Consider the following 24,492-nt stretch of genomic DNA (forward strand, 5'->3'; position numbering starts at 1 on the left):
GGAGGGGGAAGAGGGCGGGCACGGTACAGTCCCCGCCCCCGAAGCGGGGGCGGGTTAGGGTGGGGGTGCGAAACACCCTAAGAACGCGGTGCGCTAACCCTCAGAATGTGCACTGGAAATCGCTGCTGGAAATCCCATCTCAAACGGTTTAGAAACCCGGCCGCAACCGTTCCGGACCCAAAAGCGCAGCCAATGCCCGAGATCATTTACACCGTCTTCCGCGTGATCCAGGTTTTCCTGGCTATCGGCCTCGTCGGCATCATCGTCCTGATGCAGCGTTCGGAAGGCGGGCTGGGTGGCCTTGGCGGCGGCGGTGGCGGCGGTGCCGGGGGCATGGGCGGCTTCCTGACCGGTCGCGCCCAGGCCAACGTGATCACCCGTACCACCGCAATCCTGGCGGCGGGCTTCCTGGCGAGCACCCTGATCCTGGCCTATGGCGACCACGCCGGCCGGGGCAAGCCGACCACGCTGGTACCCGCGACCTCGACGGCACCGGCGGCGCCCACCAACAACGCGCCGGCCAATACCGGTCCGGAGATTCCCGCGGGGTCGTCCTCCGGGGGCGACTCGGGCGCGACAGCGCCGTCCGCACCCGCGACGCCGGCCGAACCGGCCGCGCCCGCCGCACCGACCGGCCAGTAATCCCTTGAAAAGGAACCTCCCTCACCCGGCAAGTCAGCAGCACTTGCCGGGGTGTCCCGACTCGTTCCATAAGGACCGCCCATGACGCGTTTCATTTTCATCACCGGCGGCGTGGTCTCCTCTCTCGGCAAGGGTCTTTCTTCAGCGGCACTCGGTGCTCTGCTGCAGGCACGCGGATTCAAGGTCCGCCTGCGGAAGCTCGACCCCTATCTCAACGTCGATCCGGGCACGATGAGCCCGTATCAGCACGGCGAGGTCTACGTCACCGACGACGGGGCCGAGACCGACCTCGATCTCGGCCATTACGAGCGCTTCACCGGCATCTCCGGCCGCCGTTCGGACAGCATCACCACCGGGCGCATCTACCAGAACGTAATCACCAAGGAGCGGCGCGGCGATTATCTCGGCGCGACCATCCAGGTCATTCCCCACGTCACCGATGCGATCAAGGACTGGATCAAGGCCGATCTCTCCGACGAGGATTTCGTGCTCTGCGAGATCGGCGGCACGGTGGGCGACATCGAGAGCCTGCCGTTCCTGGAAGCGATCCGCCAGCTCGGCAACGAGCTCGGCTCGGAGCGCACGATGTTCGTGCACCTGACGCTGATCCCCTGGATTCCGGCGGCCGGCGAGCTGAAGACCAAGCCGACCCAGCATTCGGTCAAGGAGCTGCAATCGGTCGGTATCCAGCCGGATATCCTGCTCTGCCGTTGCGACCGCGAGATTCCGGCCGAGAGCCGACGCAAGATCGCGCAGTTCTGCAACGTGCGCCCGAGCGCCGTCATCCAGGCGCTGGACGTGGACACGATCTATGCCGTCACCGGCGCCTACCATAACGAAGGCTTCGACGACGAGGTCTGCCGCCACTTCAATCTCAACGCGCCGCCGCCGGACCTGAAACCCTGGAACGACACGGTCGAGCGCATCCGCCACCCCGAGGGCGAAGTGAACATCGCGATCGTCGGCAAGTACACCTCGCTGCTCGACGCGTACAAGTCGCTGGCCGAGGCGCTGCGGCATGGCGGCATCGCCAACAACATGAAGGTCAACCTGAACTGGATCGACAGCGAGATCTTCGAGCGCGAGGACGCGGTCCAGCATCTGGACGGCGTGCACGGCATCCTGGTGCCCGGCGGCTTCGGCGAGCGCGGGGCCGAGGGCAAGATCCAGGCGGCGCGCTTCGCCCGCGAGCGCAAGGTGCCGTATTTCGGCATCTGCTTCGGCATGCAGATGGCGGTCATCGAGGCGGCCCGGAATCTGGTCGGCGTGAAGAATGCGAGCTCGACCGAGTTCGGTGAGACCAGCGAGCCCGTGGTCGGCCTGATGACCGAATGGCTGCGCGGCAACATGCTGGAGAAGCGCAAGGCCGGCGGCGATCTCGGCGGCACGATGCGCCTCGGCGCCTATGAATGCGACGTGACACCGGGCAGCCTGATCGCCGGCATCTACGGCAAGACCCGGATCAGCGAGCGGCACCGCCACCGCTACGAGGTCAACATCAACTACAAGGACCGGCTGGAAAAGGCGGGGCTGAAATTCTCCGGCATGTCGCCGGACGGCGTGCTGCCGGAGATGGTGGAAATCCCCGACCATCCCTGGTTCGTCGGCGTCCAGTTCCATCCGGAGCTGAAATCGCGGCTGTTTGAGCCCCACCCGCTGTTCACGTCGTTCATCGGCGCGGCTTTGACGCAGTCGCGGTTGGTGTAGTTCCCCAAGTCGTCATGGCCGGGCTTGACCCGGCCATCTGCGCGACGCCTGATACAGATGCCCGGGTCAAGCCCGGGCATGACGGAGTTTCAAATGCCCAAACCACGTCACGTCCGCATCGGCAATCTCACCCTCGGCAATGACCGGCCGCTGGCGCTGATCGCCGGGCCCTGCCAGCTCGAGAGCCGGGCGCATGCGCATGAGATGTGCCATGCCTTGACCGAACTCACCGGCAAGCTCGGCATCGGTCTCATCTACAAGACCAGCTTCGACAAGGCCAACCGCAGCAGCATCACCACCGCGCGCGGCTTGGGGCTGAAGGAAAGCCTGCCGATCTTCGCGGAGCTCCGCGACAGGTACGGCGTGCCTGTGCTGACCGACGTCCATACCGAGGAGCAATGCGCCCAGGCGGCCGAAGCGGTCGATGTGCTGCAGATCCCGGCCTTCCTCTCGCGCCAGACCGATCTGCTGATCGCCGCCGCCAAGACCGGGCGCGCGATCAACATCAAGAAGGGCCAGTTCCTGGCGCCCTGGGACATGAAGAACGTGATCGCCAAGTGCTCGGCCGCGGGCAACGACAATGTGCTGGCCTGCGAGCGCGGCGTCTCCTTCGGCTACAACACGCTGATCAGCGACATGCGGGCGCTGCCGATCATGGCCGAGACCGGCTATCCGGTGGTGTTCGACGCCACCCATTCGGTGCAGCAGCCGGGCGGGCAGGGGACGACCTCGGGCGGCCAGCGCGAGTTCGTGCCGGTGCTGGCCCGCGCCGCCGTCGCGGTCGGGGTCGCGGCGGTCTTCATGGAGACGCACCAGGATCCGGATCACGCACCGTCCGACGGACCGAACATGGTGCCGCTGAAGCACCTGCCGAAGCTCTTGGAGACCATCATGGCCTTCGACAAGCTCGCCAAGGACCGGCCGGTCGAGAGCATCCAGCCCTGACCCAGCGCATCGCCGCGCTGGCACTGCTGGTCGACGACTACGACCGCGCCATCGCCTATTACACCGGGGTATTGGGCTTCCGGCTGGTCGAGGACACGCCGCAAGGTTCCGGCAAGCGCTTCGTGCGCGTGTCGCCGCCCGGTGGTGAGACCTCGCTGTTGCTGGCGAAGGCCAAGGCTCCGGAGCAGGTAGCAAGGGTCGGTGACCAGACCGGCGGCCGCGTCTTCCTGTTCCTGAACACCGACGATTTCCGGCGCGATTACGAGTCCTACAAAGCCAAGGGCGTCGACTTCACCGAGGCGCCGCGCGAGGAGAGCTACGGCACGGTCGTGGTGTTTCGCGATCTCTATGGTAACCTCTGGGACCTCGTGCAGCACCGTTGAGGGGATCGCGTGCCGCGCTTCTCGATCGTCACCACCTGTAAGGGTCGGTTGCATCACCTGAAAGAATCGCTGCCGCGCTTCCTGAAGCAGCGCGACACCGAAGTGATCGTGGTCGACTACGATTGCCCCGACGGGACCGGGGATTATGTGCGGCGCGTGCATCCCGAGGCCAAGGTCGTGGCCGTCGCCGATGCCCCGATCTTCAACATCTCGCATGCCCGCAACCTCGGCGCTGAAGCCGCGACCGGAGACTGGCTGGCCTTCCTGGATGCGGACGTCATGGTCGCGCCCAACATGCTCCAGCGCATCGCCACGACGCTCAAGCTGCAGGGGATCAAACCGCAAGCGCGGACGTACTACCGGTTCAAGTCCGGGATGCTCAGCCTGTTCGGCAGCTGCCTGGTGCGGCGGGAGGATTTTCTCGCCGTGCAAGGGTATGACACGGTGATCCAGGGTTACGGCGGCGAGGACAACGACCTCTATGCCCGGCTGGAGCGGAACAAGGTCGCGCGCGGCAGTCTCGACGGCAAGCTGATCGAAACCTGCCTGGACCATGGCCAGGAAGAGCGGGTGCAGTTCTTCAAGCGCAAATCCGTTCCCGACAGCATCCGCATCAACACCGCCTACCGCGTGGTGAAATTGGCCTTGCTGCAGCAATACGGCATACCGGAGCTGCCGGAGGAGATGCGGCAGTCGCTCTACGTCCTGGTCCGGCGATCGGTCAAGTCGGCGCTCCGATCGGGCCGCACCGCTTTTCGCCTCGCGCTGCCCTTGCCCGATCTGCACGGCCATATGCCGTTCAGCGAATGGGAGGTGAAGCGCCAGCTGGTCCTCGATCTTACACTGAAGCAGACTGCGACCGAGGCGGAGATCAAGAGCGGCGGCGGCCTGCAGAAGTTCCTCCGGCAATAGATCCCGCAATCGACCAAGGGGGCAGGGTGCCGCGCTTCTCCATCATCATTCTCTGCAAGGATCGGCTGGAACACCTGCGGCAATCGCTGCCGCGCGCCCTGGCGCAGCCGGATGCGGAGACCATCGTCGTGGACTACGACTGCCCGGCCGGGACAGCGGCGGCGGTAGCCCGCGACTTCCCGGCCGCACGTGTAGTGAAGATCGCCGACGCGCCGCTCCTCAACATCGCGATAGGCCGCAACCGTGGCGCGGCGGCGGCGCGCGGTGAGTGGCTGATATTTATCGACGCGGATATCCTGCCCGCGCCCGACTTCCTGGCAAACATCGCGCCTCAGCTGCGAAACGGCAGGTTCTTTCGTTTCGGTCCGGCCAAGGTCGGCATCATCGGCACCAACGGCAGCTGTATCCTGCACCGCGACGATTTCAGGCTGGTGGACGGATATGACGAGGCGTTCGAAGGCTATGGCTGCGAAGACACCGATTTCTACCTACGCCTGGATATGCTCGGCATCCAATCCGAGCGGCTCAGCCTCGATTACATCGACATCATCGCGCATGATGACGCGACGCGGGTTCGCTATACCCGCTACCCGTCCAAGCTGCGCAATCAGCGGGTGAACGGCGCCTATCTGATCGTAAAGACCACACTGCTCCGAAGCCTCGGGCCTAAGAGCATGGCGCCCGAGCAATGCAAGCAGCTCTACGGGTTGATCCGGGACGTCGTGGAGCAGGCCGACGAGACGTCCGACAAGCCGATCCATTTCACCCTGGACCTTCCGCCCGATCACAGCTTCATGCCGGTACCGGGCTGGGATTGCGTGCGGCGTCTGACCTTCGACCTCAGCCCTCAGGCGGTGACCCGGGGCGTGGTGAACTCGGTCTAGCGCCGAACCGGCGCTTCAGCCCATCGAAGCCCGCTTGAAACACCGCCTGGGCGCGCGTGCGGACGATCGCTTCCTCGTCAGTCTCCAAGGTCGCGCGCCAGGCGATGAAGCAGCTGTCGCCGTCGACCACCGGCTCGAGCCGAATCACGGCGCGATAGTCGCGCATCGGGATCTTCGTTCCCGGCGGCGTTCCAACGATGGCATAGCCGACAGTCATTTCGGCATCGGAGAGCTGCGTCAGCTCGTGGGTCCAGACGCTGCCGTCGTCGAAGGTCAATACCCGGCGGCAGCCGATGCGGTCGGCCGGACCGTTCTCGATCGCCGAGCTACGGATCGTCGCATTCCAGCCGGGCATAGCGTTGAAGTCCCGCACCAAGGCCCAGACCTGCTGCGCCGGGGCGGGAATGACCGAGCTGCGATAGATCTCGATCATTCGACCACCAGGCTCATCCGCAGATTCTCGTCGAAGACCTCACCGCCGATCCCTTTGTAGAAGTCGATCGCCAGCGGATTCTTGCGCCAGACTTCCCAGACGATGCGCTGGGCCCGCTGCGCCCGGGCGACGTCCTTGACCGCATCGATCAACGCCCGGCCGGCGCCGGTGCCGCGGGCCTCGGCGCGGACGAAGAGGCTGATCACGTAGAGCGAGCGCCAGATCTCCCAGACCCCGGGGTGATAGCCCACATAGCCGACCGCTTGACCGGCGCGCTCGGCGATTAGGGTCGCGCAGACCGGGTCGGGTCCGAAGGACTGATCCACCAGGAAGTCGAGATCGGCTTCATCATCCGATGGCTCGATTGCATTGAGATACTCGACGAACTCGCCGAGCATGCGCTTGACCGCCGCGCGGTCCCCGGGTCGCGCCGGCCTGACAGTAACTGCCATAAAGACCTCGATTCCGTTTCCGGTCCGACTCTAGGCATTGACGGAGGAAATCGGAACCTGTCTTCGGTCCAGATGGAAGAAGAGCCCCCGCGATGTGTAGCGCGGGGGCTCTCGTTTTGGACGAAGCGATCAGTTGCCGCTGCCGCCACCGCCCGATCCGCCACCGCCGCCCGAGCCCCCACCGCTGGAGCCACCGCCCGCACCACCGGTTCCGTCGCCGGTACCGCCGCCACCGGCGCCGGTTCCGGTGCCGGAGCCTGTTCCAGTTCCGGTGGCCGGATTGTTGGCGCCGCCAACACCGTTGTCGCCGCCGCCGCTGTCGGGAGAGGTCGCGCCGGTGTTGGAGTTGTTGTTGGTGCAGTTGGCTTGGTTGGCGCCGGAGCCGGAGCAGTCGGCTCCGTTATCCTGCGGCGTCGTGTTGGACTGAGCGACGACCGGCATGGCGGAGGCCGCGACGATGAGCGCGACCGCTGCCGCACCGGCGATGCCGTTGCGCGTGGCCTTGAGGATGATCATGGTTACTCCTTCGGATTTGATTTGAGCGAGTGAAGGGGCAACCTGAGCTCCCAGGGGGAGTTCCGAGGCTCCCGCTTGAGTCGGACCGTCTCCCGCTTTGCTCGGGAACAGATGGGTGATCCCGCGATTCAGCCGTGACCCATGGCTTGGTCCCTTTGGTTGACCGGGACTCTTCCGCGAGCGTAGCTTTCAGATGCAGGGAAGAGCCGGCGGGGAACCGGGATGGCCGAGAATGTCGAGCATCGACAGGTGAAGCTGGCCGCGGCGCATCATGCGGCCGAGCGGGCGCGGGCCATCGCCGGCCGCACTTCCAAGGCGACGCCGAGCTTCCTGCGCTATCTGCTGGCCCGCTTCCAGAGCGACGGCTGCACCACAGCGGCCGCCGCTCTCGGCTACACCTCGCTGCTCGCGATCGTGCCGATGCTGACGATCGCGCTCTCCATGTTCGCGGCGTTTCCGTTTTTTGCCGGCATGCGCGAGGAGATGATCCAGACCCTGTTCAACAACCTCGCACCGAGTCTCGGCGTGACCGTGAACACCTATCTCAACACCTTCATGGACAACGCGGGGAAGGCCACCGGCGCCGGCATCGTCGGCCTGGCCGTCACGGCGATCCTGCTGATCCACACGATCCAGACCGCGTTCGACCGGATCTTCGGCTCGACCACGGGCAAGACCCAGTGGAACCGCTTTCCGATTTACTGGGCGCTGATCACCCTGGGACCGATCCTGTTCGGCGTCAGCTTCTCGATCTCGACCTATTTCTTCCAGATGGGCGCCGAGGCCGATTTCTACGGCGTCAGCACCGGCGTGCAGATCCTCGGCAACATCCTGCCCTTCGTGCTCGAGGCGGCGGGCTTCGCGCTGTTCTATCGGCTGATGCCGACGCGGCCGGTGCTGAACGTCGATGCGATCTGGGGCGGGCTCGCCGCGGCCTTCCTGTTCGAGGCGGTGAAACGGCTGTTCGGGCTCTACCTGACCTACGCGCCGACCTATCAGGCGCTCTACGGCGCGCTGGCGGCGATCCCGATCTTCATGGTCTGGATGTATCTCGCCTGGGTCATCACCCTGATCGGCGCCGAGATCACCGCGGCCTTGCCGGAATGGCGCGCCGGCCGGCGCGCCTTCGTGGCGCATCACCGCCGCGGCGACCAGCTGAGCTTCAGCCTCGGCGCCCTGGCGCTGCTCCGCCAGGCGCGCAGCCATGGGGCCGGGGTGCGGACCCAGGATTTCGTCCAGGAACTGCACGCCGATCCGGTCCTGATGCACACCCTGCTGGAGCAGCTGCAGCGCGCCAACATCATCGCGCACAGCGACCGCGGGCGCTGGGTGCTGACCCGCGACCTTTCCGCGATGACCATGCATTACCTCTGCCGCGTGCTCGGCGTCACCCTGGCCGGCGGGGAGAGCGGGAACGTGCCGCGGGTCAGCCCGCTGATCGAGCGACTGGACAAGGAGGAGCAGGGGATGCTGGCGCAGTCGGTCGAGGCGGCGCTGGGCGCGCTGGACAAGCCGCCCGAAGCCGCGGCCAAGGAAGCCGCCAATTCGCGGTAGAAGGCCCCGACCGGCGCCGCTATAACTTCCGCTCCAACCCCGAATGAGCCGAGGAAGAGGCGGAATGAGCGCGATCATCGACATCCACGCAAGACAGATCCTGGACAGCCGGGGCAACCCGACCGTGGAGGTCGACGTGACCTTGGAGAGCGGGGCCATGGGCCGTGCCGCCGTGCCGTCCGGCGCTTCGACCGGCGCCCATGAGGCGGTCGAGCTCAGGGACGGCGACAAGTCCAAGTATGGCGGCAAGGGTGTCTTGAAGGCGGTCGATGCCGTCAACGGGGAGATCTTCGACGCGGTCTCCGGCCTCGACGCCGCCGGTCAGCTGCATATCGACAAGACCATGATCGAGCTCGACGGCACGCCGAACAAGGCGCGGCTCGGGGCCAACGCGATCCTCGGCGTCAGCCTCGCGGTCGCCAAGGCCGCGGCGCAGGAGGCGGGCCTGCCGCTCTACCGCTATATCGGCGGGACCCAGGCCTCGACCCTGCCGGTGCCGATGATGAATATCATCAACGGTGGCGCCCATGCCGACAACCCGATCGACTTCCAGGAATTCATGGTCCTGCCCTGGGCGGCGCCTTCCTGTGCCGAGGCGATCCGCTGGGGCGCGGAAGTGTTCCATGCGCTTCGCGCCGAGCTCAAGAAGGCCGGCCACAACACCAATGTCGGCGACGAGGGCGGCTTCGCCCCCAATATCGCCAGTGCCGAGAAGGCGCTCGAGTTCGTGGTGAAGTCGATCGAGAAGGCCGGATTCAAGGCCGGCGACGAGATCGCGCTCGGCCTCGACACGGCATCGACCGAGTTCTTCAAGGACGGCAAATACGTCATGGAAGGCGAGGGCAAGACCCTCGATTCCGACGGCATGGTGAAGCTCTATGCCGACCTCGTCGCCAAGTTCCCGATCGTGACCATCGAGGACGGCATGGCCGAGGATGACTGGAAGGGCTGGAAGTCGCTGACCGACGCGATCGGCAAGAAGGTGCAGCTGGTCGGGGACGACCTCTTCGTCACCAACCCGAAGCGCCTCGCCGACGGCATCTCGAAGGGCGTCGCCAACGCGATCCTGGTGAAGGTCAACCAGATCGGCAGTCTCTCGGAGACCCTGGAAGCGGTGGAAATGGCGCATAAGGCGGGCTACCGCGCGGTCATCTCGCACCGCTCCGGCGAGACCGAGGATTCGACCATCGCCGACATCGCCGTCGCCACCAATGCCGGCCAGATCAAGACCGGCTCGCTGTCGCGCTCCGACCGCAACGCCAAGTACAACCAGCTGATCCGCATCGAGGAGCAGCTGGGGCCCTCCGCGCGCTACGCGGGGAAGGGTGTGTTTCGGCGGTAGCGGACACGCGGCATGAGATCGCCGGGCCAAGCCCGGCGATGACGTACTTCTTTGAGCGTCATGCGCGGGCTTGACCCGCGCATCTCGTGCCGTCGCTCAAATACGCCGTTCGACTCACGAAAAATGAATCTCTTCTAACCTGTTGAATCGATTTCTGTTGACGGCGGGAATCGCGATGTGATTCGCTCTTGCTATGGACCTACGCCGCGACATCAAGCGTCGACTCGCTCAAGTGACCTGGCCGATGCTGGGCGCCTGCCTTGCGGGCTACTTCGTCTATCACGCGGTGCAGGGCGATCGCGGCATCGTCGCCTGGATGCAGTTGAACCAGCAGATCCGCGTCGCCGAGGACGAGCTCGCCAAGACCGATCGCGAGCGGCAGGAGATGGAGCAGCGCGTGGCGTTGCTCTCCAACACCAGCCTCGATCTCGACATGCTCGAGGAGCGGGCGCGGGTCATGCTGAACTTTGCGCATCCCGACGACCTGGTGATCTTCTACAACGCCCAGCAGAAGCCCGGCGCCGCGCCGCAACCCGCGCTCAACTGATCCTGTTCCCCCGAGGTCCGGTTAACTCTAATCCAGTTAACTGTCATTTTTTGTTTTAGATTCAGCGAAATAAGCGCGATTGAACTTTTATTGCGCTGAGCCTAATTTACCCCCTGCGGCGGCTTCCTCGACCCTGCTCGAACCCGGGAGAACCGGGCGAGTGATGGCGGGTTTTCCAAGAAGTCCGCCCGCCCAATAAAACCCAACAGGGGGTCTCATGGCCAAAACCGCCACCAAGCCTGCCGCCAAATCCGCCGCCCAGCCGGCCAAGATCCCCTCAGAAGAGCTCATCCGGCATTACCGCGACATGCTGCTGATCCGCCGGTTCGAGGAGAAGGCGGGCCAGCTCTACGGCATGGGGCTGATCGGCGGCTTCTGCCATCTCTACATCGGCCAGGAAGCCGTGGTGGTCGGCATGCAGGCGGCCTCGGAAGAGGGCGACACCGTCATCACCAGCTACCGCGACCACGGCCATATGCTCGCCTGCGGCATGGACCCGAAGGGCGTCATGGCCGAATTGACCGGTCGCGCCGGCGGCTATTCCAAGGGCAAGGGCGGCTCGATGCACATGTTCAGCGCCGAGAAGGGCTTCTTCGGCGGCCATGGCATCGTCGGCGCCCAGGTGCCGCTCGGCACCGGCCTCGGCTTCGCGCACAAGTACAAGAAGGACGGCAAGGTCGCGATGGCCTATCTCGGCGACGGCGCCGTCAACCAGGGCCAGGTCTACGAAGCCTTCAACATGGCCGCACTCTGGAAGCTGCCGGTGGTCTATGTGATCGAGAACAACAAATACGCCATGGGGACCTCGGTGCAGCGCTCCGCCGCCGGCACCAAGCTCTGCGACCGCGGCCTCGCCTACGGCATTCCGGGCGAGCAGGTCGATGGCATGGACGTCGCCACCGTGCGCGCCGCCGCCGCCCGGGCGCTGGGCCATGCCCGCGACGGCAACGGCCCCTACATCCTCGAGATGATGACCTACCGCTACCGCGGCCATTCGATGTCCGACCCGGCGAAGTATCGCACCAAGGAAGAGGTCGCGAAGATGCGCCAGGAGCACGACCCGATCGATCGCCTGCGCGAGCGCCTCCTCTCCGAGAAGCATATCGACGAGAACGGCCTCAAGAACATCGACCGCGAAGTGAAGGACCTGGTCTCGCAGGCGACCGAGTTCGCCCAGGCCTCGCCGGAGCCCGATCCCGCCGAGCTCTACACCGACGTCCTGGTCGAAGCGAAAGCGTAAGGGGAGCGCAAGATGTCCGTACAAGTCCTGATGCCCGCGCTCTCGCCGACCATGACCGAGGGCAAGCTGTCGAAATGGCTGAAGTCGAAGGGTGACGCGGTCAAGGCCGGCGACATCCTGGCCGAGATCGAGACCGACAAGGCGACCATGGAAGTCGAAGCCGTCGATGAAGGCGTGCTCGACCAGATCCTCGTTCCCGAGGGGACGGAGAATGTCGCCGTCAACACGCCGATTGCGGTGCTGCGCGGCGACGACGAAGCCGCCGGCGCCGCGCCCGCACCTGCAGCACCCAAGGCTGAAGCGCCGAAAGCGGACGCGCCGAAGGCTGCCGCCCCGTCGGCCGCCAAGCCGGCCGCGGCGCCGGTCGCCGCCGAGCCGGAGTTCAGCGGCCCGACCGTGACCCAGACCGTGCGCGAAGCCTTGCGCGACGCCATGGCCGAGGAGATGCGGCGCGACGAGACCGTGTTCCTGATGGGCGAGGAAGTCGCCGAATACCAGGGCGCCTATAAGGTGAGCCAAGGCCTGCTGGAAGAGTTCGGCCCGAACCGGGTCATCGACACACCGATCACCGAGCATGGCTTCGCCGGCCTCGCGGTCGGCGCGGCCTTCACCGGGTTGAAGCCGATCGTCGAGTTCATGACCTGGAACTTCTCGATGCAGGCGATCGACCAGATCGTCAACTCGGCGGCCAAGACCAACTATATGTCCGGCGGCCAGATGGGTTCGCCGATCGTCTTCCGCGGCCCTAACGGCGCCGCGGCGCGGGTCGCCGCCCAGCATTCGCAATGCTATGCCAGCTGGTATGCGCATATTCCGGGCCTCAAGGTTGTCGCCCCCTGGTCGGCGGCGGATGCAAAGGGCCTGCTGAAATCCGCGATCCGCGATCCCAATCCGGTGATCTTCCTGGAGAACGAGATCCTCTACGGCCAGAGCTTCGAGGTGCCGCAGGACAAGGACTGGATCGTGCCGATCGGCAAGGCCAAGGTCGTACGCAAGGGATCGCAGGTTACGATCACCGCCTTCTCGCGCATGGTCGGCGTCGCCCTCGAGGCGGCCGAGCTGCTGGCGAAGGAGGGGATCGACGCGGAAGTCATCGATCTCCGCACCATCCGGCCGCTCGATACCGCGACCATCGTCGCCTCGGTGCAGAAGACGAACCGCCTGGTCAGCGTCGAGGAAGGCTGGCCCTTCGCCGGCATCGGCTCGGAGCTGGCCGCGGTGATCATGGAGCAGGCCTTCGACTACCTGGACGCGCCGGTGGTACGGGTCGCCGGCGTCGATGTGCCGATGCCCTATGCCGCCAATCTCGAGAAACTGGCGCTTCCGCAAGCCGCGCAGATCGCGGATGCGGCCAAGCAAGTCTGCTATCGCTAGAAGAGGGAGGGAGCGATGCCGATCAACATCCTGATGCCCGCCCTCTCGCCCACCATGACCGAGGGCAACCTCGCGAAGTGGCTGAAGAAGGAAGGCGATACGGTGAAAGCCGGCGACGTCATCGCCGAGATCGAAACCGACAAGGCGACCATGGAGGTCGAGGCCGTCGATGAAGGCAAGATCGGCAGGATCCTGGTCGCCGCCGGCACCGAGGGCGTGAAGGTCAACGACGTGATCGCCGTGCTGCTGGAGGAGGGCGAAAGCGCCGCCGACATCGCCGCGACGCCGCAGTCCAACCCGGAACCGGCGCCCAAGGCTGCGCAGGCGAAGCCTCAGGCGACTTCCCCCCACCCTAATCCTCCCCCAAAGATGGGGGAGGGGACGACACCGAAACCGGCGGCAACCTCCGCTCCCCCGACTTCGGGGGAGGGCCGGGGTGGGGGGAAGTCGCGCGTCTTCGCCAGCCCGCTCGCGCGCCGCATCGCCGAGCAGAAGGGCATCGACCTTTCCAGTCTGGCCGGCAGCGGGCCGAACGGCCGCGTCGTCCGCGCCGATCTCGACAAGGCGCCCGTCGGCAGGACCGCGCCCGGTGCCGCCGCCCAGAAACCGGCGACCTTGCCGGGTGCACCGAGCTTCAATGCCTTTGGCGAGCCCGAGTTCGAGCTCATCCCGCATACGACGATCCGCAAGACCATCGCGCGCCGCCTGCAGGAATCGAAACAGTTCGTGCCGCATTTCTACCTGACGGTGGATTGCGAGCTCGACCGGCTGCTGGCGCTCCGCGAGGACGCCAATGCCGGCTCGGCCAAGGAAGGGCCGAACGCCTACAAGCTCTCGGTCAACGACTTCATGATCAAGGCCTACGCCATCGCGCTCCGGCAGGTGCCGAAGGCCAATGCCTCCTGGAGCGACGAGGGCATCAAGCAGTACAAGTCCTCCGACATCTCGGTGGCGGTGGCGATCCCGAACGGCCTGGTGACGCCGATCATCCGCAATGCTGAAGCGAAGACGCTGACCCAGATCTCCGCGGAGATGAAGGAACTGGCCGGCCGCGCCAAGGCGGGCAAGCTGAAGCCCGAGGATTACACCGGCGGCAGCGGCTCGCTCTCCAATCTCGGCATGTTCGGGGTGAAGAGCTTCAGCGCGATCATCAACCCGCCGCAGGCCACCATCCTCGCGATCGGCGCCGGCGAGCAGCGTGCCGTGGTGAAGAACGGCCAGCTTGCCGTGGCCACGGTGATGAGCGCGACGCTCGCGGTCGATCATCGCGCGGTCGATGGCGCGCTGGGCGCCGAGCTGCTGGCAGCATTCAAGCGACTGGTGGAGAGCCCGGCCGCCATGCTGGTCTGACCGCCGAAACGGAGCCCGGGCCATGCGCCCCATCATCTACGTCGCCGCCGGACTGGTACTCCTGATCGTCGTTGCGATCGCCGGCGGGCTCGCGCTGGTCGGTGGCGGGATCACCTGGGTTGCTACAAAGAAGGTGGACGTGAGCGATCCCAACGCAGCGGACACGTTCAGAGCCACGTTTCAGCAGAAATGCAGCGACATGGCTGTCAAGTTCTTCGACCAGCAGGACTATCAGAAGATCGCCCTGGTCAAGCAGGTCTGTGCCTGCGACGCCAACAAGCTCATCGCCTACATGCGGCGCGACAAGGACATGACGGTGGTGCAGTTGCAGGCGAAGTTGTTGGGCCACGATCCGGCAATCATGCGCGAGTTTGAAGCCTGCAACCAGGCCTATGGCATCGACGTCATGCCGAACTGACGGCCGATCAAAGGAACGCGCCGGGGGAACTGGATGAAATACATATTCTGGGGCATCGTCATCCTGGTCGTGCTCGGCGTCGTGGTCGTCGGGGGCGGGGCCTATTGGCTGGCCAATATCGACGTCGACTTCAAGGACCCGCAGATGGTCGGCAAGTTCAGCGAGACCTACGGCAAGAACTGCGTCGCGACCTACCAGAAGCAACTCACCAAGGCCGGCACGCCGCCGACGCCCGAGCAGCTGGTGGCGGCGGAGGCGGCCTGCAAATGCGCCCGCGACCCAGTGATCGCCGCGCTCGCCAAACGCCCGACCATGACGGTCTCCGAGCTGGCCGGCACCATGGCGACGGATCCCGAGATCCTCGCCATCACCAAGACCTGCTCCGAGGCCGCCGGCCTGTCGGCGCCGCAATGAGCAAATAGAGGAAGGAACCGACGTGGCCGATACGAATTTCGATGTGGTCATTCTCGGCGGTGGGCCGGGCGGCTATGTGGCGGCGATCCGCGCCGCGCAGCTCAAGCTCAACACCGCGGTGGTCGAGCGCGAGAACCTGGGCGGCATCTGCCTCAACTGGGGCTGCATCCCCACGAAGGCGCTGCTGCGCTCGGCCGAGGTCTATCACCTGATGCAGCATGGCGATGCCTACGGCCTCAGCGCCAAGGAGGTCAGCTTCGACTTCCAGAAGGTGGTGGATCGCTCGCGCAAGGTCTCGGGCCAGTTGACCGCGGGCGTGAAGCACCTGATGAAGAAGAACAAGATCACCGTGTTCGACGGCTCGGGCAAACTGAACGGCGCCGGCAAGGTGAAGGTCGAGAAGGACGGCAAGCCGGTCGCCGACCTCTCCGCCAAGCACATCATCCTCGCGACCGGCGCGCGGGCGCGGGTGTTCCCGGGCCTCGAGCCGGACGGCAAGCTGATCTGGACTTACCGTGAAGCGCTGCTGCCGAACATGATGCCGAAATCGCTGCTGGTGGTCGGCAGCGGTGCGATCGGCATCGAGTTCGCGAGCTTCTTCAGGACCCTCGGCGCCGAGGTGACCGTGGTCGAGGTGATGCCGCGCATCCTCCCTGTCGAGGACGCGGAGATCTCCGCCTTCGCCCACAAGGCCTTCGAGAAGCAGGGCATGAAGATCAAGGTCGGCGCCACGGTGAAGGCGTTGAAGAAGGGCAACAACAACGTCACCGCCACGATCGAGGCCGGCGGCAAGACCGAGGAGCTGACGGTCGATCGCGTGATCATGGCGGTCGGCATCGTCGGCAATGTCGAGGGCATCGGCCTCGAAGGCACCAAGGTCAAGGTCGAGAAGACCCATGTGGTGATCGACGAATACGGCCGCACCGGCGAGCCCGGGGTCTATGCGATCGGCGATCTCGCCGGCCCGCCCTGGCTCGCCCACAAGGCGATGCACGAGGGCGTGCTGGTGGTCGAGAAGATCGCCGGCGTCAAAGGGGTCCATCCGATGGACACCAAGAACATCCCCGGCTGCACCTATTGCATGCCGCAGGTGGCCAGCGTCGGCCTGACCGAGGAGGCCGCCAAGGCCGCCGGTCGCGAGATCAAGGTCGGCAAGTTCCCCTTCATCGGCAATGGCAAGGCCATCGCCTTGGGCGAGCCCGAGGGCCTGATCAAGACCATCTTCGACGCCAAGACCGGGGAACTCCTGGGCGCCCATATGGTCGGCGCCGAGGTGACGGAGCTGATCCAGGGCTATACCATCGCCAAGACCCTGGAAACCACCGAAGCCGAGCTGATGGCCACCGTCTTCCCGCATCCGACCCTGTCGGAAATGATGCATGAGTCGGTGCTTGCGGCCTACGGCCGGACACTCCATTTTTAGTCAGGGGAAACCAGCAAAAGGGGAGGCATATCGTGGAAGGGTCGTTTTCACTGTGGCATCTGATCATCTCGTTGATCCTGCTTCTGATCTTCATCGTGCCTTATGTGAAGATCATCAAGAAGGCCGGTTATTCGGGGTGGTGGGTTCTGGTGGCCTTCATCCCACTGGTCAACCTGATCATGCTTTGGGTGTTCGCTCTCGCACGCTGGCCGGTCGAAGAGCGAGCGGCGGGGATTGGCGCCGAGAAGGTCTTCTGAACAAGCATGACTGAAGCGTCGGTATTGCGCCATCCCGAGAAGGCCCATCGGCCGGACACGCCGCTCTTGCGCAAGCCGGAATGGATTCGGGTCAAGGCGCCGATGTCGACCGAGTTCGCCGAGACCCGCGCCCTCATGCGCAAGCTCGGCCTCAACACGGTCTGCGAGGAAGCGGCCTGCCCCAATATCGGCGAGTGCTGGAAGCAGAAGCATGCGACGGTGATGATCCTGGGCTCGCGCTGCACCCGGGCCTGCGCCTTCTGCAACGTGGCGACCGGACGGCCGGACCAGCTCGACCCGCATGAGCCGGCGCATGTCGCCGAGGCCTGCGCGGCTCTGGGTTTCCATCACATCGTCATCACTTCGGTCGATCGCGACGATCTTCCGGACGGCGGGGCCGGACATTTCGCCGAGACCATCCGTCGTATCCGTGCGACCTCGCCGCAGACCACGATTGAAGTGCTGACCCCCGACTTCCTGAAGAAGCCGGGCGCGCTCGAGACCGTGATCGAAGCCGGTCCCGACGTCCTCAACCATAATCTCGAGACGGTGCCGCGGCTCTATCGCAGCGTCCGGCCCGGTGCCCGCTACTTCCATTCGCTGCGGCTGCTGCAGCGGGCGAAGGAGCTGTCGCCGACCGTCTTCACCAAGTCCGGGATGATGGTGGGCCTGGGCGAAAGCCTGGACGAGGTCGCGCAGGTGATGGACGACCTCCGCGCCGCCGATGTCGATTTCATGACCATCGGCCAGTATCTGCAGCCGACCCGCAAGCATCACCATGTCGACCGCTTCGTGACCCCGGCCGAGTTCAACCAGCTGAAGCAGCAGGGGCTCGGCAAGGGCTTCCTGCTGGTTGCGTCCTCGCCGCTCACCCGCTCGTCCCATCATGCCGGCGACGACTTCAAGAAGCTGCAGGCGGCGCGGGCGGCGAAGGTGTCTGCTTAGGCGATGCTCGTTCTGAATCTCGGTGCAATTGCTCACTCGGATGACGGAGTTTGGGGGAACAGCGAACCCACCCGTTCAGGATTCCCCCCGTGGCGATGAAAACGCACCACGAGACCCGGGTGCTGCCCTATTCGTCGCAGCAGATGTTCGACCTGGTGGCCGATGTCGCGCGCTATCCGGAATTCCTGCCCTGGTGCGTGGGGGCGCGGATCCGGGAGCAGCAGGCGGACATGCTCCTGGCCGACCTGATGATCGGCTTCAAGATGGTGCGGGAGAAGTTCTCCAGCCGGGTCTGGCTGCATCGGGCGGAGCGGCGCATCGACGTCGAATACATCAACGGCCCGTTCCGCCAATTGAAGAATCATTGGACCTTCCATGACGAGCCCGGTGGCGGCTGCCGGATCGAGTTCTTCCTGGAGTTCGAGTTCAGCTCGGCGATGCTGCAGAAGCTGATCGGCGTGCTGTTCCACGAAGCGGTCCGCCGCATGGTCGCTGCCTTCGAGGCCCGCGCGAAGCAGCTCTACGGCTAGCGACGGTGGGCGTTTATCCCGGGATCGCGACGATGCAGGTAATCGGGTCGCTGTAGCCGTCCGAGACCTTGAACTCGCGATAGCCGGGCGAGCTGCCACGGGCGACGATCTCGAAGCCCTCGAGCGCATCCGGGTCGAGCGTGCTGCCCGGTCCGCGTGCGGGATCGGTCGATGCGATCACTGTTCCTGAAGCATTGACGAAGGCGGCGAAGCTGCCTGGATAGGGCGCGCCGCTGTCATCAACCGGAAGCACGTCCAGGAGCATCTGGCGAAACTGCGGCTCGCCGTCGAAGACGATCGCGACGCCGCCGACCGTGCGCGAGAAATCCGGCGCCAGGATCGAGCCGCAATAGACATAAGTCGGCCGCCCGTCGTAGAGCGGCGTCGGCTCGAAGGCGGAGACCGCATAGGCCTGGGTGTTGCGGCCGGCCAGCGTCGCCTCGATATGCGCGCCGGAAAGCTTCTCGCCGACCAGGCCGCTGGCACCGCTGCGCGAATCCGCGACCACCCGGCCACCCGCGTCGAAGACAAACAGCGTGCTGTAGACCGTATAGAGCCCGTTGATATAGGCGAGGATACGGCCGATCTCGGCGGCTTCGCCCGGGCCCGGCGTGCCGGCGGCGAGGGTCGCGCGGAAATACGGCGTCAACGCCCACCAACGATTGTCATTGGCGCGCTCATAGAGATTGCGGTCCATGATGTCGACGCCCAGCGCCGCCATCTGCTCCGCTTCGCGGCGCAGGCTGCCATGGGTCTGGTCGTAGAGCGTTCCAATCACGCCGTGCACGGCGTTGCGGATCTGCTCGCCGACCTCGCGGATGCTGCCAAGCACGGCGGGCAGCACGCGGTTGTTCTCGCGATCGGCGGCGATCTTGCCGTTGAGGCCGATCAGATGCAGGTCGGAATCGATCGCATAGGCGCGACGCGAGATCTGCTTCAAGGCATCGGACACGATCGCCGAGGCGGCGACCGTGCGCTCATCATGCTCGTCGACCGAGGCGAATTCCTGGGCTTCCTGACGCTGCCGGGACGGGCGCAACGCGACACCGCTCCAGCCGAGGCCGAAGAAGCCCTGATAGCCGCGGGTCGGACGGCGCAGCGCGAGGTGAACTTCGTCGTCAAGCGTCAGAGTGACGAGCTTCTCCGCCTCGATCACCAGCCGCGATCCGAGGGCGAGACCGGCGGCGTTGCTGCTGGCGATCACCTGGCCGTCACGATCGACGATGCCAAGGATCAGGCCGGGAGCCGCGCCCTTGAGCAGGCTGCCGAATATCCCGCGCATCTCGTCGTCGAACTTGAAGGAGAGGGCGAGCACGCCGATCGGCACGCGGCTCGGTCCAGGGATGGTCTGAACGTAAAGGAGCTGCGCGGTGCCATCGGGCGCAGGGCGGAAGATCTCACGGAAGCTGCCCGGCTGCCCCAGGGCGGCTGCGACCAGCGGATCGCCGGCACTGAAGCGGCTCGCCGGCCCCAATCGGGTCACGTGCAACGCGCCGTTCGACCGGAAGACTGCGATGTCGTCGTAGACCGAATACTTGGCGACATATTCATCCAGCCGCTGCCGCAACGCCTCAATCTGAGATTCGGCGTTTTCAGCGGCGGAGAGGCTCTCGACGATCGCGCCGTCCTCGGCCAGGAAGCCGACATCGGCGGTGCGTTCGAAGAGATTGCGAATCAGGATGTCGATGGAAATTTGAGCACGGGTGCCCAATTCGACGGCAGTCTCGCGACCTTGGGATTCCGCGAGCGCAGACAAAAGCTCGCCGCGCAGCTTGTTGAACTCGCCGCCGACCTGCTCCAGCGAGGCCAGCAATCCGGGCTTTTCCGCCAGGCCATTGGGCTTTCCGCTCATCACCAGACGCGTCCAGGTGCGCTGCAGCTGGCTCAGCGTCTCGACGGAAACGACTCTCTCTTGCGACATGATGCGACGGAACAGCCCCCAGGACGGGCGGCTCTAAGCAATTTCCGTGCAACTTTGCCAAAGTGCTCCAGCGGCGGCCGAAGAAGGCCGCCGCTTCGGAACCGTCGACGCTACTTCGTCACCGTGAAGACCAGATGCATGCCGGCATCGAAATGACCCGGCTGATTGCAGAACACCACATAGCGTCCAGGTTTTAGGTCCATGGTGAGCGAACCGGCCTTGCCGGGATCGAGGTCGCTGCTGAGTTCCTTCACGCCCTTCAGCTTGTCCTCGTCGACTTGGGCCGGGTTGTTGGGGTCCCGCGGGAACTTGTCGAAGGCCAGGTTGGTCTTCCAGATCAGGAACTCGTGCACCATCGATGTCGACGAGTTCTTCACCTCGAAGTCGACCTTGCCGGCCTTCGCATGGTCGGCGCTGAGGCTCATGCCCTGGCTGCCGTCCGCCTTGTTCCAAAGCTCCACCTTGACCGGCGTCGGCGTCGCCGCTGCCGCCACCGCCGCCGTCGCGAAGCCAGCCACCGTCGTTGCCGCCAGCAGGATGCCGGCGACCGAATGCCTCTTCATGGTTCAAATCCTCTTCCAGTTTGGCCGCGGCTTCCGTTCATTCTTCCGCGGTGCGCGATCATGAGCGCCATTCACTGACGACGTGCTGACCGCGTCAGGAAAATGAAGCGCCTGCGACCGGCAGCGACGCGTAGATGATTCCCTCGATCCGCTGGTCGGGATCCGGCTCGATCTCGATCGCGGCATGGGCGGTGGCGATCGCGGCGATCACCGCGTCGAGCGCGTCGCCGCCGATATTTTCCAGCAGGATCCGCTCGATGTGTCTTGCCGGGCGATCGATCAGCCCGCTGTCGATCAGGCGCTGCAGGATCGCCTTGCGCGCGCGGCGATGTGCGCCGCTCCGGCCCTTGTAGGCGGGATAGAAGCCGATCGCTTTCAGGCTGCTGGCCGGGCAAGCCTCGATCAAGATCGGGTGAGGGATTGCGGGCAACGGCTGGTAGGGGCGAACGATGGCTGCGCCGGAGGCCAGCAGCGGGCCCAGCAGATGCGCGATGCCCCACCAGGTCTGGCGATAGATGCGCAGGTTGTAGGAGTTGAACGGCGTCTTGGCCGCCCGATCGGCGGCGCGGCGAAGCTCACGCCCGTCGGCGCGGCTCAGCGCCCAGGCGCGAAACGCATCCGGGTCGGCAAAGCGCGCCGCGAAGCCCGCGGCGAAACCCTCCCAGCGGGGGCGGTCGATGACGGACTTCGGCAGCGTGAACGGAAAGTCGAAGCCGGCGATCGTGTCCGGCTGCTTGACCACGTGCCGCGCCAGGGCCGCGATCGCAGCGCCCGGCGCCGTGCCGCTTTCCGGGAGATCGGCGGCGGGAAGGAGATCGACCAGCGTCAGCCGGTCGCCCCGGCCGCGCTTGCATTCCGCGATCCAGATCTTTCGCCCGGCATCGTTGGCGCCGCTGAAATCGACGCCAAGGACGCGTTTGGGCTTCATCACACCGTGGCGGAGTAGAGATGGGTGAGGGCGCGAGTCACGGTCTGCGCGCGGACGGAATCGCGGTCGCCGTCGAACAAACAGCGCTCGACCTGGGACCAGCCGTCTTTGCGCGCCATGCCAATATAGACCAGGCCGACCGGCTTCTCGGCCGAGCCGCCGCCGGGTCCGGCGATTCCGGTAACCGAGATCGCGACATCGGCCTTTGAGCGATGCAGCGCGCCCTTGGCCATCGCCTCGGCGACCTCGCTGCTGACCGCGCCATGGGCCTCGAGCAGGCTCGAGGAGACGCCGAGTTGCTCGCGCTTAGCCTCGTTGGAATAAGTGACCCAGCCGCGGTCGTAGACGTCGGAGGAGCCGGCGACCGCGGTCAAGGTGCCGGCGACCAGGCCGCCGGTGCAGCTCTCGGCCGTGGCGATCTTCAGCTTGAGATCGCGATAGCGCTGCAGAAGTGCCGGAACATCCATCAGGAAGGGACCGTCCGCTCGTACCCCCACCCTAACCCTCCCCCGTCCGCGAATGCGGACATTCGTCCGCGGATTCGGGGTAGGGGACTGCAGCGAGCACTTCTTCTCCCTCCCCTGATTCGGGGAGGGCCGGGGTGGGGGTGCGAGTCACCGCCATCATGAGTCAGCTGAGCGGAAGGGCCACGGTGGCCATCGCCTGGGCGGCGATGCCTTCGCCGCGGCCGGTGAAGCCGAGCTTCTCCGTGGTGGTCGCCTTCACGCTGATGCGATGCGGGTCGATGCCCATGATCTCGGCCAGTCTTGCGATCATCGCCTCGCGGTGCGGGCCGACCTTCGGCTTCTCGCAGATGATCGTGATGTCGCAATGGGTGACATGGCCGCCCTGCCTGGCGACCAGCTTCATCGCGTGGTCGAGGAACTTCCAGGACGGGGCGCCGCGCCATTGCGGGTCGGAGGGCGGGAAATGCGCGCCGATATCCTGTGCGGCGATGGCGCCGAGGATCGCGTCGGTCAGCGCATGCATCGCGACGTCGGCGTCGGAATGGCCTTCGAGCTTCTGGTTGTGCGGAATGAGGACGCCGCACATCCAGACGCCGTCGCCGTCGACCAGCCGGTGCACGTCATAGCCGCTGCCGGTGCGGTATTCCAACGGCACCACGGCGCGCTGCTCCGCCATCATATGCTCGGCCCGCTCGAAATCGGCTCGGGTGGTTACTTTGAAATTGTTCACGATTCCCGGCACCAGCACCACCTTGATTCCCGCCGCCTCGGCGACCGCGGCATCATCCGTCATCTCCGGCCCCGAAGCCGCCTGGCGGTGCGCCGCCAGGATCGGCTGGAAGCGGAAGCCTTGCGGCGTCTGCGCGCGCCAGAGGCCGGTGCGATCGACGGTCGCGCCGCTGAACTTGCCCTCGGCGCGCTTCAAGGTGTCGACCACCTGGACCGCGACCAGCGCCCCGTCATGATCTTGCAGGGCGTCGATCGTGCGGTCGATGGTCGGCGCGTCAATGAAGGGCCGCGCCGCATCATGGATCAGCACCAGGTCCGGCGGGCTGCCGGTCAGGCTTTCCAGGCCGTTATGCACCGAGGCCTGGCGAGTCTCGCCGCCCATCGCCGGCGCGAGCAGGGGCAGGCCGGTGGTCGCCGACTCATAGAGCTCGCGGTAAGTGTCGTTGATCACGACCTTGACGCCGGCGATGCGGGGATGCGCGGCGAAGGTCTCCAGGCAATGGCGCAGCAGGGGCTTTCCCGCCAACGGCAGGAACTGTTTCGGCAATTCGCCGCCCATGCGCAGTCCGCTGCCCGCGGCCACGACCAAAGCCACAACATTCGTCATTCGGGGTCCTCAATGGGGGCGCAACCTAGTCAGGATGCGGCGATTTGCCAAGCTGGGCAGTTTGCCAAGGGAAGGCCCGGCAACCATAATAGTCAGATGCAAACGACTCTCATCTCCCAGCTGGCCGCCCTGGTGGCCTTGTTACCCCTGACCGCCGCGGCCCTTGCCGCCCGGCTGGGACGAAATCTGCTGCTCTGGCTGCTGCTGGCCGCGGCCATCGCCGGCCCGGTCGCCCTGGTGGTGTCGCAAATCAGCGCCGGCTGGCAGCCGGGCCTCTCCGCCAACCTCTGGGCCAGTGTCGCCGCCACCTTGCTGGCCTTCGGCGCGCTCTGCCTGGTCCGGCCGGGCGCCTATCGCCTGGGCGCCCTGCTGCTGCCTTATCTGGCTTTGAGCGCCGTCCTGGCGATCGCCTTTTCCACCGCGCCCAACGCCGAAGGTCCCGTGGTGCTGACCGGCGCCTGGTTCTCGCTGCATGTCGCCCTGGCGGTCGCGAGCTATGCCACCCTGACCCTGGCGGCGATCGCCGGAACCGCGGTGCTGCTCCAGGAGCGCGCCCTGAAGCGACGCGCCCATCTCGGCTGGACCGGGCAGACCCTGCCACCCCTGGCCGAGGCCGAGGGACTGCAGATCCGGCTGCTCACCTGGTCGGCCGGGCTGATGGCCGCGGCCTTGGCGACCGGTGCCGCCAATGAGGTCATCGAAACCGGCCACCTCCTGGCCTTGACCCATAAGATCCTGCTGGCTTTCCTGGCTTTCGGGCTGATCGTCGCCTTGTTGCTCCTGCACCACCGGACCGGGTTCCGGGGGCGCCATGCCGCGCGCTGGCTGCTGGTCGGCTACCTGTTGTTATTGCTGGCCTATCCCGGGGTGAAGTTCGTCAAGGACGTACTAATCGGGTGACTGCCAGGCTTTTGGGCCTCCTCCCATGGGTGGAGCTTTGCAGCGCAACAGACAAGCATAAAACTGTTGCTTCCGCGCCATGTTTCGGCTGTTATCGCCTGGATTTTGT

Annotated in this window: 27 protein-coding genes; 19 read left to right on the forward strand and 8 right to left on the reverse strand. The window is 65.6% G+C overall.

Translation table 11 applies throughout. The annotated features are described in order from the left end of the window. Positions 1-192 precede the first annotated feature (192 nt). From secG to ACYQ4T_RS22595, 6 genes are all read left to right on the forward strand, one after another. Entirely contained in the window at positions 193-642 is a 450-nt protein-coding gene (gene secG / locus ACYQ4T_RS22570; protein ID WP_459858854.1) for a preprotein translocase subunit SecG, read from the forward strand. Between the two features lie 81 nt (positions 643-723). After that, the gene (locus tag ACYQ4T_RS22575) at positions 724-2,349 is read left to right on the forward strand and encodes a CTP synthase (protein WP_459858855.1); all 1,626 of its coding nucleotides are present in this window, start codon (positions 724-726) and stop codon (positions 2,347-2,349) included. A 93-nt stretch (positions 2,350-2,442) separates the two neighbouring features. Continuing rightward, positions 2,443-3,294, forward strand: a complete 852-nt coding sequence (gene kdsA, locus ACYQ4T_RS22580) for a 3-deoxy-8-phosphooctulonate synthase (RefSeq protein ID WP_459858856.1) — start codon at positions 2,443-2,445, stop codon at positions 3,292-3,294. A gap of 17 nt (positions 3,295-3,311) precedes the next feature. Then, complete coding sequence (locus tag ACYQ4T_RS22585) at positions 3,312-3,677, forward strand: VOC family protein (protein WP_459859204.1); 366 nt, start codon at positions 3,312-3,314, stop codon at positions 3,675-3,677. Positions 3,678-3,686: 9 nt separating this feature from the next. After that, complete coding sequence (locus ACYQ4T_RS22590) at positions 3,687-4,589, forward strand: glycosyltransferase family 2 protein (RefSeq protein ID WP_459858857.1); 903 nt, start codon at positions 3,687-3,689, stop codon at positions 4,587-4,589. Between the two features lie 26 nt (positions 4,590-4,615). Then, on the forward strand, positions 4,616-5,473 hold the full coding sequence (locus tag ACYQ4T_RS22595; protein WP_459858858.1) for a glycosyltransferase family 2 protein: 858 nt from the start codon (positions 4,616-4,618) through the stop codon (positions 5,471-5,473). On the opposite strand, the gene ACYQ4T_RS22600 is transcribed toward ACYQ4T_RS22595, so the two are convergent. The 3 genes from ACYQ4T_RS22600 to ACYQ4T_RS22610 form a co-directional block, all read right to left on the reverse strand. Beyond that, entirely contained in the window at positions 5,430-5,906 is a 477-nt protein-coding gene (locus ACYQ4T_RS22600; RefSeq protein ID WP_459858859.1) for an SRPBCC family protein, read from the reverse strand. The genes ACYQ4T_RS22595 and ACYQ4T_RS22600 overlap by 44 nt on opposite strands. Next, entirely contained in the window at positions 5,903-6,358 is a 456-nt protein-coding gene (locus ACYQ4T_RS22605; RefSeq protein WP_459858860.1) for an N-acetyltransferase family protein, read from the reverse strand. Before ACYQ4T_RS22605 ends, ACYQ4T_RS22600 begins: the two co-directional genes overlap by 4 nt. A gap of 129 nt (positions 6,359-6,487) precedes the next feature. Then, entirely contained in the window at positions 6,488-6,874 is a 387-nt protein-coding gene (locus ACYQ4T_RS22610; RefSeq protein ID WP_459858861.1) for a hypothetical protein, read from the reverse strand. Between the two features lie 222 nt (positions 6,875-7,096). On the opposite strand from ACYQ4T_RS22610, the gene ACYQ4T_RS22615 reads away from it, so the two are divergent. From ACYQ4T_RS22615 to ACYQ4T_RS22670, 12 genes are all read left to right on the forward strand, one after another. Beyond that, positions 7,097-8,428, forward strand: coding sequence for a YihY family inner membrane protein (locus tag ACYQ4T_RS22615; protein ID WP_459858862.1), 1,332 nt, complete (start codon positions 7,097-7,099; stop codon positions 8,426-8,428). A 64-nt stretch (positions 8,429-8,492) separates the two neighbouring features. After that, the gene (gene eno / locus ACYQ4T_RS22620; protein ID WP_459858863.1) at positions 8,493-9,770 is read left to right on the forward strand and encodes a phosphopyruvate hydratase; all 1,278 of its coding nucleotides are present in this window, start codon (positions 8,493-8,495) and stop codon (positions 9,768-9,770) included. 193 nt (positions 9,771-9,963) lie between these two features. Beyond that, positions 9,964-10,317, forward strand: a complete 354-nt coding sequence (locus ACYQ4T_RS22625) for an FtsB family cell division protein (protein ID WP_459858864.1) — start codon at positions 9,964-9,966, stop codon at positions 10,315-10,317. Between the two features lie 217 nt (positions 10,318-10,534). Continuing rightward, on the forward strand, positions 10,535-11,557 hold the full coding sequence (gene pdhA / locus ACYQ4T_RS22630; RefSeq protein ID WP_459858865.1) for a pyruvate dehydrogenase (acetyl-transferring) E1 component subunit alpha: 1,023 nt from the start codon (positions 10,535-10,537) through the stop codon (positions 11,555-11,557). A 12-nt stretch (positions 11,558-11,569) separates the two neighbouring features. Next, on the forward strand, positions 11,570-12,931 hold the full coding sequence (locus ACYQ4T_RS22635) for a pyruvate dehydrogenase complex E1 component subunit beta (RefSeq protein ID WP_459858866.1): 1,362 nt from the start codon (positions 11,570-11,572) through the stop codon (positions 12,929-12,931). 15 nt (positions 12,932-12,946) lie between these two features. Next, the gene (locus tag ACYQ4T_RS22640; RefSeq protein ID WP_459858867.1) at positions 12,947-14,281 is read left to right on the forward strand and encodes a pyruvate dehydrogenase complex dihydrolipoamide acetyltransferase; all 1,335 of its coding nucleotides are present in this window, start codon (positions 12,947-12,949) and stop codon (positions 14,279-14,281) included. A gap of 22 nt (positions 14,282-14,303) precedes the next feature. Further along, a complete protein-coding gene (locus ACYQ4T_RS22645) occupies positions 14,304-14,699 on the forward strand; it encodes a hypothetical protein (protein WP_459858868.1) in 396 nt (131 codons plus the stop codon). Positions 14,700-14,732: 33 nt separating this feature from the next. After that, on the forward strand, positions 14,733-15,113 hold the full coding sequence (locus ACYQ4T_RS22650; RefSeq protein ID WP_459858869.1) for a hypothetical protein: 381 nt from the start codon (positions 14,733-14,735) through the stop codon (positions 15,111-15,113). 22 nt (positions 15,114-15,135) lie between these two features. Next, positions 15,136-16,536, forward strand: a complete 1,401-nt coding sequence (gene lpdA / locus ACYQ4T_RS22655; RefSeq protein ID WP_459858870.1) for a dihydrolipoyl dehydrogenase — start codon at positions 15,136-15,138, stop codon at positions 16,534-16,536. A gap of 32 nt (positions 16,537-16,568) precedes the next feature. Further along, on the forward strand, positions 16,569-16,793 hold the full coding sequence (locus tag ACYQ4T_RS22660) for a hypothetical protein (RefSeq protein ID WP_459858871.1): 225 nt from the start codon (positions 16,569-16,571) through the stop codon (positions 16,791-16,793). Between the two features lie 6 nt (positions 16,794-16,799). After that, complete coding sequence (gene lipA, locus ACYQ4T_RS22665) at positions 16,800-17,738, forward strand: lipoyl synthase (RefSeq protein ID WP_459858872.1); 939 nt, start codon at positions 16,800-16,802, stop codon at positions 17,736-17,738. A gap of 95 nt (positions 17,739-17,833) precedes the next feature. Continuing rightward, positions 17,834-18,268 (forward strand): type II toxin-antitoxin system RatA family toxin, encoded by a 435-nt coding sequence (locus ACYQ4T_RS22670; RefSeq protein ID WP_459859205.1) that lies wholly within the window; start codon positions 17,834-17,836, stop codon positions 18,266-18,268. A 13-nt stretch (positions 18,269-18,281) separates the two neighbouring features. Here ACYQ4T_RS22670 and ACYQ4T_RS22675 read toward each other — a convergent pair whose 3' ends face one another. The 5 genes from ACYQ4T_RS22675 to ACYQ4T_RS22695 form a co-directional block, all read right to left on the reverse strand. Beyond that, entirely contained in the window at positions 18,282-20,189 is a 1,908-nt protein-coding gene (locus tag ACYQ4T_RS22675; RefSeq protein ID WP_459858873.1) for a hypothetical protein, read from the reverse strand. A 110-nt stretch (positions 20,190-20,299) separates the two neighbouring features. Continuing rightward, positions 20,300-20,752 carry a hypothetical protein gene (locus tag ACYQ4T_RS22680; RefSeq protein WP_459858874.1) on the reverse strand — a complete coding sequence of 151 codons (453 nt, stop codon included), beginning with the start codon at positions 20,750-20,752 and terminating at the stop codon, positions 20,300-20,302. 94 nt (positions 20,753-20,846) lie between these two features. Next, positions 20,847-21,680, reverse strand: a complete 834-nt coding sequence (locus ACYQ4T_RS22685) for a hypothetical protein (RefSeq protein ID WP_459858875.1) — start codon at positions 21,678-21,680, stop codon at positions 20,847-20,849. Next, a complete protein-coding gene (locus ACYQ4T_RS22690; RefSeq protein WP_459859206.1) occupies positions 21,680-22,147 on the reverse strand; it encodes a CinA family protein in 468 nt (155 codons plus the stop codon). The genes ACYQ4T_RS22685 and ACYQ4T_RS22690 overlap by 1 nt, the downstream gene beginning before the upstream one ends. A 163-nt stretch (positions 22,148-22,310) precedes the next feature. Further along, positions 22,311-23,483 (reverse strand): bifunctional 2-C-methyl-D-erythritol 4-phosphate cytidylyltransferase/2-C-methyl-D-erythritol 2,4-cyclodiphosphate synthase, encoded by a 1,173-nt coding sequence (locus ACYQ4T_RS22695; RefSeq protein WP_459858876.1) that lies wholly within the window; start codon positions 23,481-23,483, stop codon positions 22,311-22,313. A gap of 96 nt (positions 23,484-23,579) precedes the next feature. Here ACYQ4T_RS22695 and ccsA point away from each other — a divergent pair, with 96 nt between their 5' ends. Beyond that, a complete protein-coding gene (gene ccsA, locus ACYQ4T_RS22700) occupies positions 23,580-24,383 on the forward strand; it encodes a cytochrome c biogenesis protein CcsA (protein WP_459858877.1) in 804 nt (267 codons plus the stop codon). The last annotated feature ends 109 nt before the right edge of the window (positions 24,384-24,492 follow it).

The organism is Dongia sp. agr-C8, assembly GCF_054658695.1.